The 18,070-nt window shown below is 34.5% G+C and carries 16 protein-coding genes; 7 read left to right on the top strand and 9 right to left on the bottom strand.

Annotation, left to right across the window (positions count from 1 at the left end):
• The first annotated feature begins 90 nt into the window (after window positions 1-90).
• The 6 genes from hemW to QWY92_RS04000 all read left to right on the top strand — a co-directional run bounded on the left by hemW (window position 91) and on the right by QWY92_RS04000 (window position 4,738).
• Window positions 91-1,254 (top strand): radical SAM family heme chaperone HemW, encoded by a 1,164-nt coding sequence (gene hemW / locus QWY92_RS04025; protein WP_290269977.1) that lies wholly within the window; start codon window positions 91-93, stop codon window positions 1,252-1,254.
• A 14-nt stretch (window positions 1,255-1,268) separates the two neighbouring features.
• Entirely contained in the window at window positions 1,269-2,021 is a 753-nt protein-coding gene (locus QWY92_RS04020; protein WP_290268629.1) for a cyclase family protein, read from the top strand.
• 21 nt (window positions 2,022-2,042) lie between these two features.
• Window positions 2,043-2,651, top strand: coding sequence for a DUF4230 domain-containing protein (locus QWY92_RS04015; protein ID WP_290268627.1), 609 nt, complete (start codon window positions 2,043-2,045; stop codon window positions 2,649-2,651).
• Window positions 2,652-2,692: 41 nt separating this feature from the next.
• Window positions 2,693-3,055 (top strand): MmcQ/YjbR family DNA-binding protein, encoded by a 363-nt coding sequence (locus QWY92_RS04010; protein WP_290268626.1) that lies wholly within the window; start codon window positions 2,693-2,695, stop codon window positions 3,053-3,055.
• Between the two features lie 140 nt (window positions 3,056-3,195).
• Window positions 3,196-4,029 carry a hypothetical protein gene (locus QWY92_RS04005; protein ID WP_290268625.1) on the top strand — a complete coding sequence of 278 codons (834 nt, stop codon included), beginning with the start codon at window positions 3,196-3,198 and terminating at the stop codon, window positions 4,027-4,029.
• 130 nt (window positions 4,030-4,159) lie between these two features.
• Window positions 4,160-4,738: a PhnA domain-containing protein gene (locus QWY92_RS04000; protein ID WP_290268624.1), complete on the top strand. Its 579-nt coding sequence runs from the start codon at window positions 4,160-4,162 to the stop codon at window positions 4,736-4,738.
• A gap of 42 nt (window positions 4,739-4,780) precedes the next feature.
• Here the strand turns inward: QWY92_RS04000 and QWY92_RS03995 are convergent, their stop codons facing one another.
• Window positions 4,781-5,209 (bottom strand): YybH family protein, encoded by a 429-nt coding sequence (locus tag QWY92_RS03995; RefSeq protein ID WP_290268623.1) that lies wholly within the window; start codon window positions 5,207-5,209, stop codon window positions 4,781-4,783.
• A gap of 360 nt (window positions 5,210-5,569) precedes the next feature.
• On the opposite strand from QWY92_RS03995, the gene QWY92_RS03990 reads away from it, so the two are divergent.
• Window positions 5,570-5,848 carry a hypothetical protein gene (locus tag QWY92_RS03990; protein WP_290268622.1) on the top strand — a complete coding sequence of 93 codons (279 nt, stop codon included), beginning with the start codon at window positions 5,570-5,572 and terminating at the stop codon, window positions 5,846-5,848.
• 23 nt (window positions 5,849-5,871) lie between these two features.
• On the opposite strand, the gene QWY92_RS03985 is transcribed toward QWY92_RS03990, so the two are convergent.
• The 8 genes from QWY92_RS03985 to QWY92_RS03950 form a co-directional block, all read right to left on the bottom strand.
• Window positions 5,872-6,972 (bottom strand): DUF4407 domain-containing protein, encoded by a 1,101-nt coding sequence (locus QWY92_RS03985; protein ID WP_290268621.1) that lies wholly within the window; start codon window positions 6,970-6,972, stop codon window positions 5,872-5,874.
• A gap of 127 nt (window positions 6,973-7,099) precedes the next feature.
• Window positions 7,100-8,551 (bottom strand): T9SS type A sorting domain-containing protein, encoded by a 1,452-nt coding sequence (locus QWY92_RS03980; protein WP_290268620.1) that lies wholly within the window; start codon window positions 8,549-8,551, stop codon window positions 7,100-7,102.
• A gap of 28 nt (window positions 8,552-8,579) precedes the next feature.
• Window positions 8,580-9,725 carry a cytochrome-c peroxidase gene (locus QWY92_RS03975; RefSeq protein WP_290268619.1) on the bottom strand — a complete coding sequence of 382 codons (1,146 nt, stop codon included), beginning with the start codon at window positions 9,723-9,725 and terminating at the stop codon, window positions 8,580-8,582.
• Window positions 9,726-9,727: 2 nt separating this feature from the next.
• Window positions 9,728-11,206 carry a hypothetical protein gene (locus tag QWY92_RS03970; protein ID WP_290268618.1) on the bottom strand — a complete coding sequence of 493 codons (1,479 nt, stop codon included), beginning with the start codon at window positions 11,204-11,206 and terminating at the stop codon, window positions 9,728-9,730.
• Window positions 11,193-12,671, bottom strand: a complete 1,479-nt coding sequence (locus QWY92_RS03965) for a RagB/SusD family nutrient uptake outer membrane protein (RefSeq protein ID WP_290268617.1) — start codon at window positions 12,669-12,671, stop codon at window positions 11,193-11,195. The genes QWY92_RS03970 and QWY92_RS03965 overlap by 14 nt, the downstream gene beginning before the upstream one ends.
• A 4-nt stretch (window positions 12,672-12,675) precedes the next feature.
• Window positions 12,676-16,035: a SusC/RagA family TonB-linked outer membrane protein gene (locus QWY92_RS03960; RefSeq protein ID WP_290268616.1), complete on the bottom strand. Its 3,360-nt coding sequence runs from the start codon at window positions 16,033-16,035 to the stop codon at window positions 12,676-12,678.
• Window positions 16,036-16,038: 3 nt separating this feature from the next.
• Window positions 16,039-17,154, bottom strand: a complete 1,116-nt coding sequence (locus QWY92_RS03955) for a FecR domain-containing protein (RefSeq protein ID WP_290268615.1) — start codon at window positions 17,152-17,154, stop codon at window positions 16,039-16,041.
• A gap of 222 nt (window positions 17,155-17,376) precedes the next feature.
• The gene (locus tag QWY92_RS03950) at window positions 17,377-17,982 is read right to left on the bottom strand and encodes an RNA polymerase sigma-70 factor (protein ID WP_290268614.1); all 606 of its coding nucleotides are present in this window, start codon (window positions 17,980-17,982) and stop codon (window positions 17,377-17,379) included.
• Window positions 17,983-18,070: the final 88 nt, after the last annotated feature.

Genomic DNA, 18,070 nt, shown 5'->3' with positions numbered 1-18,070 from the left:
ATTTAAAGTCTTAAAAGCTATAAATTGATACATTTAGAACAAATTCAAACCAGTATAAAATTGGCAAAGGTAGAACCTGTTGGTGGTGCCATTTATATTCATATTCCATTTTGTAAGCAGGCCTGCTTTTATTGCGATTTTCATTTTTCAACTTCTATGAAGAGAAAGGATGAGTTGGTTCAATGTTTAGTTAAAGAGTTAGAGTTAAGAAAAAATGAGCTTGAAAACCTAGTTGTTGAAACTATCTATTTTGGTGGCGGTACGCCGAGTTTGTTGACTTTAGATGAATTACAATTACTTATCGATACAATTTACAGTAATTATAAGGTTGTTGGAAACCCTGAAATTACTTTAGAGGCCAATCCTGATGATTTATCGAGTGCTGTAATTAAAGAATTAGCAAAAAGCCCCATAAACCGTTTGAGTATTGGCGTGCAATCGTTTTTTGAAGATGATTTAAAAAGCATGAATCGCGCGCACAATGCAGATGAAGCCAAGCGTTGTTTGCAGGAAGCAACACAATATTTTGATAATATTACTATAGATTTAATTTACGGCATCCCAAATATGAGTTTGGAAAAATGGAACCAAAATTTAGAGATGGCTTTTAGTTTTGGAATCAATCATATTTCTAGTTACGCCTTAACGGTTGAGCCTAAAACGGCTTTGGATACTTTTATAAATAAAGGCATTTATCCGCCAATAGATGAAGCTTTGGCCTTGCAACATTTTAATCATTTAGTTGAAAAAACAACTGCAGAAGGATTTGTGCATTACGAAATTTCAAACTTCGGAAAACCTGCTTTTTTCTCAAAACATAACACGAGTTATTGGCAAGGAAAACCGTATATAGGCATTGGGCCGTCGGCACATTCGTTTAATAAACAGCAACGTAGTTGGAATGTTTCAAACAACGCGAAATACATTCAATCTATTCAAAAAAAGGAGTTGCCAAATACTGTGGAAACCCTTTCGGAAGCTGATCAGTTTAACGAGTATATCATGACGGGTTTACGAACCATTTGGGGCGTTTCCTTAGAGCGAATTGCGGTAGAATTTGGGCCGTTATTTCTTCAGCATTTAGAAAAACATTCAGAAAAATATATCAATCAAGGGCTTTTAGAGCTGTCAAATGGAGTTGAAATCTCCGAAGAAAAATATTTGCAATCTACTTTAAATCAATCGGTTTTAAAAACCACTCAAAGCGGGAAGTTTCTTGTTGACGGAATTGCTTCGGAATTGTTTATGATTTGATTATATTTGGGATTATGCAAACAAAAATTCAATACAATTCAAGAAAGCTTCAAATAAATTTAGCACAACCAATCGATATTTCTATAGCTATTCAAGCTTCGGAAAATAATGTAAACGCTTGGTATATTGGCGCACCCAAAATAGAGCCTGTAAAAGATGGCGACCGGGTTGCTAGTGTTAAATCAGGAGCGAGTATAAATTTCAATAATATATATTTTAATCCGCATGCGCATGGTACACATACCGAATGTGCAGGGCATATTACCGAAAAAGTACATTCTGTAAACCAAAGTTTAAAGCAGTTTTTCTTTTTGGCTGAAGTTATAACTGTACCGCCAGAATTTGTTAATGGCGACTCGGTAATTTCTAAAAAACAGTTGCAATTTGCTTTAGGAAACAAAAAGCGAGAGGCTGTGGTAATTAGAACTTTGCCTAATACTACGGATAAATTGTCACGACAATATTCAAATACGAATCCAACTTATTTATTGGAGGAAGCGGCGCTTTATTTGCGAGAAAAAGGTGTAAAACATTTATTAATAGATTTGCCGAGTATTGATAAAGAAAAGGATGAAGGCGAACTTTTAGCACATAAAGCCTTTTGGAATATTAACGGCAAAGTACGTATGGATGCCACAATAACAGAGTTTATTTTTGTGCCAAACCATGTGGAAGATGGCGAGTATTTTTTAAATCTGCAAATTGCACCTTTTGAGAATGATGCCACGCCTAGTAAGCCCATTTTGTATAAAGTTGAAGCTCTATAAGGGAGATTTAGAAATAAACGTATGGAAGCATTTTTAGGAATTATAATCGGTGTTTTGTTTAGTTTGGCAGGTGTTACTTATGCGAAGTCGCTTAAGCAAAAACATCTGGTTAATGCACAGTCGGTTTTATTGCTAGACAAAATTAAAAAGGTGTGTAAGTTTATAACGGTGGAAGGCGATTTTGCTGAGATTTATCATTATGAAGATGTTAAAGAGCGCTTTTTAAGATTAGTGGCTAGCCGCAAAAAAGCGTTAGTGGTTATCAATGCGAAAGCCCATGTAGGTTATGATTTGGCGAAAATAGAATTAATTGCAGATACTCAAAAAAAGAGAATTATTTTAGAACATTTTCCGCAACCTGAAATTTTATCTATTGAAACCAATTTGAATTATTATGATAAATCAGACGGTTTATTTAATCGGTTTGAAGCTTCGGATTTAACAGGTTTACATAAAGAAGCTAAACGTCATATTCAGGATAAAGTGCCAGAAAGTGGCTTAATTCAAGTGGCGCAAAAAGAAGCGTTGGAAACTATTTTACTCATGGAAACTATTGTGGAAACTTTGGGTTGGACATTAGATTATTCCGCTTTAGAAATTGAAGGTAATAATAAAACCTTATTGAAATAAAACTGTTGATTTTAAACGTATATTCTGAATAAATTTTAAACATGAACATTGAACAATTACGCCAATATTGTTTAAAAAAGAAAGGCACTACGGAAGCTTTTCCTTTTGATAATGATGCTTTGGTGTTTAAAGTTTTGGGTAAAATGTTTGTTTTAACATCACTAGCAAAATGGGAGCGTGGGGAAGCTTCAATAAACTTAAAAGCCGATCCGGATTATGCGCTAGAACTTCGCGCAGCATACGATGGTATTCGTCCCGGATTTCACATGAGTAAAAAACATTGGAATACTATTTACCTTAATGAAGGCGATTTTAGTCCCAACTTTATATTCAAACTTATTGATCATTCTTATGACATGGTTGTTAAAGGTATGACGAAGAAAATGAAAGAAAATTTACTGTAAAGGCTTGATAGTCAATAAGTTTTTATATATTTGAAAGACTCTCCTATCCATAGAAATTTTTATTAGCATAATTTGAACTCCCTTAGATTCTAAAGTAGTATTTGATTAACGGATATATTCACTTTAAATTTAAACAGATTATGAAAACAACTAATTCATTTTTCGCAATAGGAGCGCTTATGCTTCTAATGCTATGCGCACCTTTACTTCACGCTCAAGAAGAAGCCGAAAACGAACTAAAATACCTTGTTATAACCAAAAAGCATTGGGACTTAAATAAAAAGGATTTTAAATTGTCAGAATGGAAAGCCTTGGAAAAAGAGTATCTCGAAAAAGTAACTAAGAGAAACGAATATATTCTGCTTGCTTCGGTGTATTTGCATAATATGACGGCTGATAATACAGAGTTGCTTGTGGTTGAAGGCTATAGCTCTTGGGAAAACATAGATAAATCGGCTAAAAGAAGTGCCGAGTTAGCAAAAGAGGTTTGGCCAGATGGTGAAATACGCAAGGCGCATTTCAAGAATATGGATTCGTACTATTCCCACGAGCATTCCGATGAAATTTATGCACCGTTGAATTCAACTTTTAAGTATTTGGCTGAAGCACCTACTAAAGATATGGTGGTTTATGTGAAAAGAAGTCATTTTGCTTATCCTGAAAACGGTAGCTACAAAGAGTTTGATGCTTTAAATATGGAAGGGCTTAAAGGTATCACTTTTAAAAACGAATATGTTAAAGGGTATTTTTCTTATGTTCACGCTTGGGGTGCCGATAATACAGAGTATTTAGAAGCATACTTCCTAGACTCTTTAGCTGATATAGATAAGATGTTTGATAGAGATGATGCGCTATTTAAAGAAACGTTTCCTGATAACGAAGAGAATAAAGCAAAAATTGAAACATGGCTTACTTACTTTACTGGAGTTCATGGCGATTATATATACACTTATATTCATGACCTTTCAAAATAAAAGTTTTAATTTTTTACTGAAAAACAGGCGCTTTATGGGCCTGTTTTTTTATTTAATAAAACATTACCGAATTCTAAATTTGTAGAAGCTTTATTTTATCTGTACTATTGCAAAATTAAAATTATACTTTATGAGCGTTTTACAAACATTACAAGAGCGAAGCAATTCTAGTTGCGAATTATGTACTGCTACGGGAAACCTAAGCCAATACACCATTCCACCATCATTAAATGAAAACGTGGGTAACGATGTACTTGTTTGTAAAACTTGTTTAGATCAAATTAACGAAGATGAAGATATGGACGCTAACCACTGGCGCTGTTTGAATGATAGTATGTGGAGCGAACATGTTGCCGTGCAAATTATGGCTTGGCGTATGCTGCAAAGATTACGTAACGAAGGTTGGCCTAAAGATTTGTTAGATATGATGTATCTTGATGATGATGCGATGGCGTTGGCTAGAGCTACTGGCGAACATGAAGATGCAGCTAGTAAAATTATTCATCGTGATGTAAACGGTGTTATTTTAGAAGCAGGCGATAATGTAGTACTTATTAAAGATCTAAAAGTAAAAGGATCGAGCATGGTGGCTAAACAAGGAACAGCGGTTAGAAACATTCGATTAGATCATGAAAATGCAGAATATATCGAAGGTAAAGTAGGTGCTCAACAAATTGTTATTATTACAAAATACGTTAAGAAAACGTAATTGTTTTTATCGTTTTTAATGGTTTTTTATGTGTGGAAAGTTTTAAGCAGAAGTATCAGCTATAATTTTCCATTTGCCATCGATTTTCTTGAAAATAAGCATAAAAATACCATCGGCATTCCCGACTTCACGTTTTAAATGAAATTCTCCCAATACGTAATATACCTCGGGACTTAGCTGTGTAATATCGTTTATTTTATAACTTAAAGTGCCGGTATGGTCTTTTGTGGGATAACTTTTTTCATATCTATCAAAAGTATTGTCCCACCCTAAAGTTACGCCGTTGTGGCCGTAAAACTTGAGCGAGTCACTTTTCCAGTAGCCTTCCATAAAGCCTTCCATGTTGTGTTTAGACCATGCTATGCGTTGGGATTTTAACACCTTTTGAATGGCCTTTTTATCTTTATCTTCAGTTTGAGAATAGCCGTTAAAAGCAGAAACGAGACAAATTAGTAAAATCAGTTTTTTCATTGTAAAAAATTTGAGGTTAAAATACACATTTTAATTAAACGTGAATCAATTCAATAATAGTATTTTATTTTAGGTAAAATTAATGTTTATCGCTAGTCGGCGTTTTTATGTTTATAATATGATATTAATCTTCTAATTAAGAAGGCGTAAATAATAGTTTTTTTGTTAGAGTAACACAAAAAGTGGAACAGTAATTGTATCTCGTCGATTAATTTGACAACTATAATTTTTTCAGCTAAGGTTGAATTCTTTTAGTCGATAAAATTAGGGGTGAAGCGTATATGTTTTATACTTTTAATTCATAATCAGTCGATTATGCTCCCTCAGATTTATTGTTTAATCATTTAAAATTAACTTATTATGGAATTACGTATTACAAACTGCAACAATTTTTTCAAAATTAAAGGCGTGTTAAACAAAAATAGTTTAGCTATTTTTAATAATGAATTTAAAGACATTTTTAATCGTGTAAGTACGCTTACCATCAGTATTGAAGACGTGAAAAGTATGGACCGCTATGGAGTAAAAGCTTTAGCTGAATTGCATAACGAAGCTGTTTTAAAAAAGAAAAACATGGCTATTGTTGGTGTAGGTAGTAAAGGTTTATACGATCACTTTAAATCTAATGTAGCGGCATAATTGATTAATAACCTATATTGAATCTATAAAATGTTCTTTTGATGTTTATAAAAAGCATCGGCCTGTAATTGCATGAGTTCTCTCGTTTTTTTGCGCTTATAGTTGTAAAGTTCATCTTCAGTTTCTATATCGGTATATACTCGATTGTTAATTGCATTATCAGTTTTTAGTAAAGCTTCTAATTGATTTTTATTTTGAAGGACATTGGTTTTAATAGCCAATTCTAAATCTTCTAGTTTAAAATCGTAAGCGCCTTTTGGGGATAATAATTTCGCCAATATAGGTGAGGTTTCTATAGCTAAAAACAACAGAAATATAAAAAATGATGGCAGCCATGATAATTTGTTTAAAGCATTTACACGCGCCATTAATCCATCAAAATTATTAATTACAGGTTGTGTAGTATCAACCTGTAATTGGTAATTTGTTTTTAGTGTGGTTTTCTGCTGCTTTAAATCGGCTTTTTTAGTTTTGTTTTCTAATTTTAATTCCTGAAGTTCGGCAAGTAAAGCATCGTGCTTTTCTCTTTTTTCTTTATAAACAGGGCCTTTACCCAGTCTATTAGTTCCTGCTGTACCCTCGGCTTCTGCGATGTAAATATTGTAAAGTGTATTAACCTCAGCTTCTTTACTGATAACCTCGTTTTCTAGAGTTGTTATATCTGTTTCTAGAGCGGTTATTTCTGGATTAAATTGTGCTAATATTTGATTTTGGTTGGCTAGGGTTAAATCGTTTTTTTGTTCTAATAAAACCTGATTAATTTCTTTTTCGAAAATCTTTAATTCTAAAGGTTTAGAAATGACAATGGCTATAATTACAGCAAGCATAATTCTTGGTGTAGCTTGGAGTAACTCGTCTAAAAAGCGACCGGTTTTCTTGATTGTAGAAACGATGTAACGGTCTAAATTAAAAATGAGTAATCCCCAAATAAAACCGAAGCCAATGGCAGCAAAGTAATTGTCGAAAACGGTGTAAAGTGCATAACTAGCGGCTATAAAAGCCATTAATGCAGTAAAGAAAACGGTTGCGCCAATGCCCGCGTATTTATTTTGTTCACCTTTAGAGCATTGCTCTAGAATATCGGTGTCGGCGCCAGAGCAAGTGATGAAGAATTGCTTTAGCATAATGTGATTGATTTTTGATTGATTGACTATTAGAACGTTGAAGCAGGTGTTTTGTTACAAAATTGTATAAAAAAAGCCTCGAATTAACGAGGCTTTTCAAAGTATAGAAAGAATAATTTGCTATTAATTACTTCACCATAATCTTTTTTGTAATGCTACTTAAGTCGGTTTTTATATTTAATAAATACATACCGCTGTTTAAATTTAATTCAATTTTTTCTGAAGAAATAACGCCTTGAGAGACTTGTTTTCCTGATAGATCATGAATTGTGTAATTTGTGTTAACCAAAGTTGTTGGAACCATAATGTAATCTGAAGTTGGGTTTGGATATACACTAATTATTTCTGCTTGAGTATTATCAACAGATAAGGTTGATGGGTCAAAGCTGTATAGTTCTTTACCTGTAGAGCCGTTATTGCCTTCAAAATATAACATACCGTTCAAGACTGTAACTTCATCTATCTCTTTTATGGTAGCGTCTAGTTGCGATACGGTTACACCATCAGTTCTAAATAAAAATTTGTCCGAACTAGTCCCATTCTCACCGCTATAATATACATAACCGTTATATGCTGTAAAATCTTCTGGATCATGGTTATTATCACTTCCTGAGATATTACTAATGTTTGTTACTGTATCTAAGGTTGGATTGAAAACATAAAGTTGATCGCCGTTTGTACCATCATCTCCTTCAAAAAATAATAGATCATTCCAAGCGTATAAATTTGCAATACCAGCAAGAGTCGATGCAGATGCTACAGCAAGAGTTCCTGCTGTGGTTCCATCGGTTTTCCATAGTGAGTTATCTGCTTCAAAATATAGTGTACTGCCCAATATAGTAAAGTTGCTAATACTTGAGTCTCCTGTTCCGGTGTCGATATCTTTAATTAGCGAAAAAGTATCTGCTGTCGGGTTATATGCGTATAGTTCATTTCCAACTGTGGCATCTTCTGTGGAGTAGTTCATGTACATGAAAATTTGATTGTTGAATACAATCATGTTTTGTAAAATCACTTCGTAACCCGCACCAACATCTGCAACTTGTACAGCATCGTTTACACCATCCCATTGCACTAATTTATTTACCGTTTCTCCTGTAGTGCTTCCAGGTTGGCCACCTACAGTAAAATAAGCTAAACCATCTAATTCTACAAAACGTTGTGGAGATTCGCCGGTAATGGTAGACATAAGGTCTACTTTAGTAGTTCCTGCTTCGGTACCGTCTGATGTCCATAATTCTGAACTTGTATCAAATGCGGTAAAATAAAGTTTGTTGTTAAAGGTAAAGAGATTACCGGGGTTACTACTAGAATTTCCTGTACGTATATCTTTTACAAAAGTGGTTCCTGTACTGGTGCCATCGGTAACCCAAAGTTCTTTTCCTAAATGAGCACCACCTGGTGTGTTTGAACCGTTGGAATCATCGGCTGAAAAAAATATTTGGCCATTGTGCACAGTAAGGTTTGCAGGGCTAGAATTAGAAGATCCCGCGTCGTTAATTTCTTTTACTAAGGTTACTTGAGCGTTTAAAATTAAGGCACCTGCAACGGCGACAATGGAGAGTAATTGTTTTTTCATAATTTAAAAATTTTGAGTTAATAAAAATTTATTGAGGAAGTTGTGGTATTAATGTTCTACCTCTGCTAGAAGACAAGGTTTCCATGAAAGCGATTAATGCTTCGATTTCATTTTTTTCTAGATCTAATTTTTTTAAGATCGGCGAGTTTGTAGGTATTAAAGAGTCGCGCCCTTTACCTAAGTATTTTTTCTGAACAACTGCAGGGTTGCCAAGGTTGTAAAATTGAACAACATCTAATAAACTAGGGAAGTGTCCATTATGCATCCAAGGCCCAGTTCTGGCAACTTCTCTTAATGTTGGAGTTCTAATTTTTCCAATATCATCCATGTTTTTGGTAACGTTGTAGCGACCAAAATCTTCATCTTTTGTGCCAAACAAGGTTTGCCCGTCGTTATGAAATTGGTTGTCAGAGAAGTAAGGTGTGTTGTGGCAATTGATACACCTTCCTTTTGTACGGAATACATGCAGCCCTAAAACCTCTTGATTGTTAAGTTTTGTAGAATCGCCTTCAACAAACTTATCGAACCTTGTTTTGTAACTGTTTACGGTACGTTCAAAGGTTGCTATGGCAAATTGAATACGTTCTAATGAAATGGTGTCATTTCCAAAGGCAGCTTCAAACAAGGGTTTGTAGCCTTTTATTTCAGCTATTTTATCAACGGCAATATTGAGTTTTTCGTTCATCTCTAAAGGATCTCCAATAGGGAACCTGGCTTGGTCTTCTAAGCTAGAAGCGCGACCATCCCAAAAGAGGCTGTGTGCAAAACCAGAATTTAAAATAGTCATAGAATTTCGCGCTCCGGTTTGACGATCGTGACCAAAAGAACGCGTGGAATTATCCGTCCATGCTAATTCTGGGTTGTGGCAAGACGCACATGCTATTTGTCCGCTAACCGATAATCTTGGGTCGAAAAAGAGTGTTTTACCGAGTTTAGATTTTTCTTGACTAAACGGGTTGTATTCTGGATGTTGTAATTTGGGTAAAGCGCCAATATCTTTAAAAGTTTCTTTGTTTACTGTACTATCTAAATCTGGCGCAGGCCATTTAGTAATATCTCCACTAGAGTAAATTGCTTTTAAGTCTGCAATATTGGTGTATTCGTCTTTATGTTCTGTTTTGCACGAACATATAAAAACACAGATAAATAAGGATAAAATTAGGTTGTTTCTCATGGTTATTCTAGTATGTATTCTGTAATGCAGTTGTTAGTAGTTAAATCTTCGGGGTCGGTATAACTGCTAGTGTTGTATAAGCGATATTCTGAAGTGATTGTACCTCCGAAAATGGCGTCGTTAGTCAGGTTTAGTTGAAATTTAAGTTCGAAAATACCTGGGCTTACTTCTTCGTAAGTACCTTCACCTGAAATAGCAAAAGAAAAACTTTCGTCACTTTTGTTAGAAATGGTTAAAAACTGAGGGATTATTAAAATAGAACCGTTAGTTGTGCTTGTTCCGTTTTCTGGGAAAAACTCTATAGCAGGTGTGGTATTAAATCCAGGAGAGTTTGCTCTACTTGTGCTCTCGTTACTAAAGTATCTTTTTAAGTTGAATGCATTTGTAGTGGTGGTTGCAATAGGGCTATCGAAACCAATTTGAAAGGCATGATGGTAAATGTCGTCTAGCGGATCGGCGGTACCATTATCACTATAAAGTACAGCGTTAGGGTTTGTAGATTCTACAACAATAGGGTAGGTGAAAGCAAAAGTAGATTGCCAAACGCATTCGCCATCTTCATTAAAATCGTTCCAATGCTCTATGTAGGTGCGATAAAATGAATCTGATAAATTGTAGAAATTCGCTGCTATATTAACAGTAACATCACGATCAGACTTAATAGGCTTTACAATTTGTAGTGTACTATTTCCGGTGGTTGTGTAGTTTTCGCTATCTATAAGTGTAATAATGGTTTGGTATAATACATCATCATTTTCAATAGATTCATTTAAAGTCATTCTGTAGTTTATAGTCGAAGTGTTTTCTCCTATATCTAATGGCTCAATGCTATAATCGAAGCCGTTTAAAAATTTAAAAATATTTGAGGTTTCAATTTCCGAAGGAAGATATCCGTTAGGAAAATTTACGGCAAAGTCTATTTGTTCACCTGCTGCACCTGTAATTTCAATTCTGTTTGCCAGAAATGTATAGGTGGTTGTAATAGGCTCTAAATTAATAGTGAATTCTGTATTAGTTTCGTTTGAATTTAAGTTGCCTAAATTTATCGAAGGGTCTGATACCGATTCTAGGTTTAAAATGATGCTTTCTTCACTAGACCATCGTTTATTAAAGTTGATATAAATAGTATCGGTTAATTGATTGTTTTGAAACGAAACTTGGTTTACCGGACTGATAGTAAATAGATCTTCATTAGAGGAAGATGCAACGCTGTAATTTACGGTTACTTCGTTTTCTAAGGTGTAAGATGTTAGAGTTACAGGTACTTTTAAAGTGTTAACCCCTGTGTTTGTATAACTAACGCTTGGTATAATGGCACTGCTTACTTGTGGGTATTCTAATGGTTCGTTGTTGCTGTTGGTTAAAAAATTAAACCGAACATAACTAGGCACGTTATCGGCTGTGTTATCATCATTTTTAGAGCATGAAAACATCATGGTAAAAATGGTTACTATGGCTAATATGGTTTTAGTATGTGTCATTTTGCTGTAAATTAGAGTTAAGTTCGATGTTGCTATCTGGAATTGGAAGTATGTATTTTCCTGAAGGATAAATTAAGTTGCAAGTTTGCGATACGCAGTCTGCACCTCTTACAATATTTTGTTGAAACCTCGCTAAATCGAATAAATATTGAGCTTCAAAACACATTTCTTTTCGGCGTTCTAATAAAAGTATATCTTCTAAATTGGTGGTCTCCGTTAATAGTGTGGCATTTGCTCGGTTTCTTAATATATTGATGTCGTCTTTACAATCTTCTAGGTTTTCAAGTCCTAATGATGCTTCGGCTCTTATTAAATACATTTCACTTAATCTGATGGCTACAAAGCCTGGGTTATCTTGAAATTTTTTGGTGAAATAATAGGGGCGATCTTCTAATTCACCATTAATTAAGGTAGGTAAATTGGTTTCAAGAAAAAGTTGTCCTCGCAAATCGTTAGTTTCAAAAAGGTTTAGTAAATCTTCCGAAGCGACGTAGTCTGCATAATCTGCTGTTGAGGTAAAACCATAGGAGCTCGATAGTGAGCCACCAACCGTACCACCAGTATCGCGCGGAATTGAAAACTCTAATAAAGTTTCAGAAATTGGTAAGTCTGTTTTTTCCCATTCTGCTATATAATCTTCCGAAGGTGTTAGTGTTTTTCCTGAATTCAGAATTACTTCATTTGCCAAATCGTAAGCATTTTGCCAATCGTATTTAGAAACGTAAACTCGAGCAAGTAAAGCTTGAGTGCTTATTTTATTAAAATAAGAATACGTTGGTCCATCTAAAAGTAAAGTGTTGGAGTAGTTGTTTATTGCTGAAGTTAAATCGTCAATAATTAAATCGTAGGTTGTTGCTAAGGTTTCTCTAGATGGGTACGTAATGCCGTTGGTTAAGGTTGTTTTGCTGTATACGAGTCCTAAATGACTAGCATCTGCAGTAAAACCATAATTTTGCGCATATATTTGAGATAATATAAAATGAACATAAGCTCTAATGGTTAAGGCTTCGGCTCTTATTTGATTTTTTATATTCTCATTAGAATCTGTTAGTGCATCCACATATTCTAGAATAAGATTTGCTTGGTTTATAATATCGTAGCTGTCATCATAAAACCCGTCTAAATTACTGTCATCTGCTAAATCTGTAAAGTTGTAAACGTTTTCTATATTAAAAGGCACCGTAATTTGCCCCGTATTATTACCCGTTTCTGTTGGTGTAAAGGTGATGTTGCCAGCTTGCATATCGGCGTAAGTAGCATAGCGCTCACCTCTCACGTTGGCTTCTAAATTATCGTAAGCACCATTTAGAGCGGTTACCACACCATCCGTAGTATCTAATAATTCTGTGATAGATGTTTGTGATCCTGGTTCTAGCTCTAAAAAACTGCTGCAATTAAGGCAGGTTGCTAGCAATGCTGTTAGGATGTATTTCGAAAATTGTTTGAGTTGTTTTGTTTGTATCATCACCTTAAAATTTTGCGTTTAATCCTATTGAAATTGTTCTGGCTTGTGGGTAGCTAAATCTAAATTCACTAATACCGTTTCTACCATTCAAGCTTTTTTCTTTATACCAATAAAGTACATTAGATACATCGGTATAAATAGATAATGCATCTAAAAAACCAACACTATTGCGCGGAAAGCTGTAGTTTAAATTCACGTTACTTATTCTTAAAGACGTAGCGTCGTATAAGTATTTATCGTAGTTAGAAATGGTTGGGTTGTTACTGGTTACAATTGGGTTTAAGGCAACATCGCCTTGGTTTCTCCAATAATCGTATGCGTTAACCGATAAATTTCTGTTTGAAGTAATATTGTATTTGGCAATAAGTTCATCTTCTGCTAAATAATCACCGCCTATTTGAAAGCTTCCTCGAATGGATAAGCTTATATTATTGTTGAAGGTGAAGGTGTTATTGAAACCACCGTAGGCGTCGGGTTGATAATCTCCAATAGGAACCCAATCGGCACTGCTAAACAAACTGTTGTAAGTTACGGCGTCGTAAATTTCGCCATCTTTTTTAAGTAAGTCACGTCCGGTAGCTGGGTCGATACCTGCCCATTTAATACCCCAAATAGTAGTGGTGCTGTAGCCAACTTTTTGTGCCAATGCTTTTTCTGAAAGTGAAAATTCATTACCTAAACCTTTAAGTTCTGTAACTTCACTTTGTAGTGTAGAAATGTTGAATGAAGTGGTCCATTTAAAATCCTCTTTTTGAAACCATTTAAACTTTGTTGATAGTTCTAACCCTTTGTTGTACATGCTTGCAGCGTTAATTTGGATGGAACTATAGCCGGTCTCGGTAGGTATGTTTCTACTTGTAATAAGGTCTTTAATATCGTCGTAATAATATTCAAGCGTTAAACTCACTGTGTTTAAAAAGTTGAAGTTTAAACCCGCATTAAATTTTTTGTTCTTTTCCCAACTCAGTTCGCCGTTAGGAGCTGCAGATGGGTAGGCAATATCTAAGTTATTATAACCATTGTCATCAATGTTGTATAAGCCTTTAGAGCGGTAAGAACCTATTCTAGAGTTTCCTGTAGTTCCGTAACTTAATTTCAGTTTTAATAAATCAACCCAATTATTGGTGTTTAAAAAATTCTCGTTAGATAAAATCCAGCTTACACCGGCACCTCCTGTGTAGGCCACATTGGTGTCGTCTCCAAAAACAGAACTTTGGTCTCGCCTAAAATTAGCTAGAATAAAATAGCGTTTTTTGTAATTGTAATTAAGTTGCGAAAAGAGTGATACTTTAGAGTTGTTACTAATGTCCGAACTATAAGTTTGGTTGCCTGTAGATTCATCGTCAGTCGTTGAAGGATCATCGTCTTGAACCGCATCGGTAACGCCGTTTATAATATTGGGGTTTACAAAGCCACGACCTGAAGCATAATCAAAGTCTACATTTTCTTCTGTAAGTTCAATTCCAAAAACACCATCAAAAGCGCTGTTTTCGGTTATTTGCTTATTGTAAAGTGCGCGTGTTTGCCAGTTCCATTTATTGGTGTGTCTGTTGTTTATTAAGCGACGACCATAGAGGGGGTACGATGTATCATTTAGCGTAAAACTACCATTAACTTGACCGCTTTCATTTTCTCCAGAAAAATAACGATCTTGTTCCTTATCTCTGTAAGAAAGACCAAAAAGAGACGATATGTTTAAGTCTTTTGTAATATGATAAGTAGCTTGTAAGCTTCCTAGCATACCGTAACTATTAGAAGTGTTTTTGTTTTGATCAATGGCTGCCAATGGGTTTCCTAAGCCGGTAACACCAACGTCAGCATATGATCCGTCTTCGTTATAAGGAGATAGGGTTGGAGCAAAAGCATAGCTGTAATAAATGTTTGGAGCATCTTTTGCAACGTAGCTCGGACTTAAAGATAAATTGATGTCTAATTTTTTATGACGATATCCTAAATTGATACTCGCGTTTAGTTGTTCATTGGTATTCCCTTTTTGAGGTTCGTCTATTTTTTTATAGGTTAAACTCGCACGGTATGAAAAGGCTTCCGAAGCTCCAGATACACTAAAGTTATATTTGTTGTAAACTCCTGTGCCATTTAGTAAGTTAAACCAATCGGTATCAACGCCATTGTATGGTGTTGGTGTGTAGCCAACGGTTGTGTTTTTTAAGTATTCATTTCTCAGTTCGTGGTATTGAGCACCATTTAAATATTCAATTTGATTAATTGCAGATGAAATTCCTAATTGTGATGAAAACCCAAATTTAGCAGCGCCTTTTTTTCCTTTTTTTGTGGTAATTAAAATAACACCATTGGCGGCATCGGCACCATAAATACTAACAGCGGCGGCATCTTTTAGAACCGTGAAACTTTCAATGTTTTCGGGAGAAATTTGAGATAACGGATTCGATAAATCTTCAGAAGAACTTCCGTTAGCATCAAAAAAGTTGTTGTCTATCGCCATTTCCTCGGCCATAATAACGCCATCAATAATAATAAGCGGTTGTGTTGAAGTTCCGTATACGGCACCGTTTAAAGGCGTTAAACTACCTTGTCCACGAATGTTGATACTTACCGGCCCGCCTATTCCCGATGTATTTTCAATATAAACACCGGCTATTTGTCCGTCTACCATTTTATCAATACTTTCTGAAGCTTGATCTACCGCAATATCTTTAGCATTAAGCGTTTCTATACTTCCAACAATTTCTTCTCTAAGTGTTTTTGTTCCGTAAGATGATGTAATAACCACCTGGTCGAGTTCATCAGCAGCTTCCTTTAAGTAAAATGTGAATTTCGAATTGTTACCAACGACCTGAGTTAAGGTTTCCATGCCTAAATAATGTACTTCAAGTTCCAAAGTGTTGAGGTTGTTGCCTTGTAAACGGTAAGTGAACTCGCCATTAAAATTAGTTATCGCACCTCGTTTTGTGCCTTTTATTAATACCGTAGCACCAGGTAAAGGAAGGTTGTCGGGGCTAGTATAAACAACGCCAGATATTAACCTTTGTTCTTTATTTTTTGTGATCGTAGGGACGTAGGTTATTTGTTTTTCAACCAGGAGTATTTGGTTGTTTTTTATAACGTAGGTGAGTTGTGTGTTTTCTAGTAATTTGTTTAATGCTATTTCTAGACTCACGTTGCTAACATTTAGACTTACTTTTTTGTTGAGGTCTATTTTGTTCGTATTGTAAATAGAGCGGTATGTAGATTGTTGCTCTATAAGCTTTAAAACCGAACCAAAAGGTTGCTCTGTGGCGTTAATTGTAATAGGGTTAGATTGTGCGTTAGCACTGTTGCAAAACAAAATAATTCCAAGGGCGAGAATTAGTACTTTTACATGTTGGTTTAAAAAATGCTTCATCTATTAATTGTTGCTAATTATTATTTGGTTGTCTTCTATGTTGTAATCAAAATATGTATCGAACTTTAATAAATCCAATATGTCGGCTAGGCTCGATGTTTTGAAGTTTATTGTTCCGCTAAATTCTTGAGCTTCTAGTAAGCTGTTGTTATTAATTATTTTTACATTAAAAGCACGTTCTAACTTTTTGGAAAAAGAGCTAAAATGTGCAGAATCAAGAATAATTTCACCATGTATCCAAGAGGTGTACAAATCTGTATTTACTTCTTTTATACTAAAAGCTTCAACTATAGGGGTCCATGTTGCTTTAAGGTTAGGTGTTAATATCGCATTGTTACTAGCGTCCTCTAAGTTGAAAATTTGCACAGATCCTTCTACTAAAACACACGAGGTTATAGAGTTTTCAGGATAAGCATTTACGTTAAATTTTGTACCTAAAACCTTTACTGCTATATCATTAATGTTTACTATAAAGGGGTGTGTTTTGTCTTCTTCAACTTCAAAAAAAGCTTCACCTTTTAAATATACCTGACGGTTTCCTGTGTTACTGAATTGTTTTGGGTATTTAAATGTAGTTCCGGCGTTTAGATGCACTTTTGTGCCATCGGATAATGTGACGTTATATGTTTTTCCTAACGGAATATTTAAAGTGTGATACTCGATAGGAGCTGATGTTTTTGATGGTTTGTATATAATTTCGTTGTGATTTTGTTCGGCAATAACTTCTCCAGATTGATCTGTAACATGCTGTATTAAGGAATCTAGTTGGATACTGTTGTCTTCAATTTCTAAAACAATCGTATTGTTTTGTTCTAGATTTTGATCTTGATTATTGTTGATCCATGCTAATCGGCCAATCGAAATGAACAGAACCAAAATGGCAGCATATTTAATCCACGTTTTATATTTAGAAGGTTTTGTTTTTGATATGTTTTTCTGAATTGCTTTCCATGCCATGTCTTTGTTAGTATTAGACACTTCGGTTAAAATCCATGCTTTTTTCAAGGCTATAAATTCCTTTTTATTAGTTTCGGATGCATCAATCCACTCAAAAATTAATTCGACTTCTTTTTCAGTGGCATCGCCATTTAAATATTTAGTTATTAAATTCGAAATCATACTTTGCTAATTTTATTTGGTTTCTTTAGTTGGTGCTATAGAAATAAGTACACGCCAATATTTAAAAACCCTAATGAATAATATTATTCTTATTTAGACTAATTAAAAATAAATGCAAAAATAGAATAATTATTCGTTTTATTTGACGGTGAATAGAGAAAAAAAACTAGTTTTTAAAGGGAGTAAATATGATGTTGTTTAAAGCTGAATAGCTTAATTTCATTAATACTTAGAGAGAATAAGCGTGATAAGAACCAGTGGAAGGTAATCGGATAAATTTAATCTTAAAATTTTTAAAGCTTTAGTCATGTGAGCTTCAACGGTTTTTACGGTAACATTTAATTCGTTGGCTATATCCTGGTTTTTTTTGTTTTCGAAGCGTTTTTTTAGGAATATCACTTTTGTTTTTTCGGGTAAATTCTCGATAGATTCTGAAATTAAATCTTCTAATTCTGATAAAGCTAACGTATCGAAATTTATGGAATTTAAAATATCGAAGTCTAATTCTCGCTCTTTTTCGTTTAAAGTTTTACTCTTGTACCGTTCTTTAACTTCATTATGTCTAATAGCATTGAGGCATTTCGATTTGGCATAGGTGTATAAAAAAGATTCAACACCACTAACTTTTTCAATTTTATCTTTATTAAGCCATAGGTTTAGAAAAGCGTCTTGGGTAATACCTGAGGCTTGTGGTTTATCATAAATAAATTGAATGCAAAAACCAAGAATGTGATTATAGTAGGTATTGAAAAAATACTCAAAGGCTTTTTCGTTTCCGGCCTTTAGGTTTTTAAAATGAAGTATTTCTGTCCTGCTATACGCTTTCATTGAGAGCACTGTTCTGGTGTTGGTTGAAACGTGTGAGCTTCAAATGTACAATAAATAAGAAAATAATGACATTTTAATAAATAAACAG

The sequence above is a fragment of the Algibacter miyuki genome (assembly GCF_030409805.1).
Classification (GTDB): domain Bacteria; phylum Bacteroidota; class Bacteroidia; order Flavobacteriales; family Flavobacteriaceae; genus Algibacter; species Algibacter miyuki.
The sequence above is the reverse complement of the archived record's forward strand: the minus strand, read 5'-3'. Positions and strand labels throughout refer to the sequence as shown.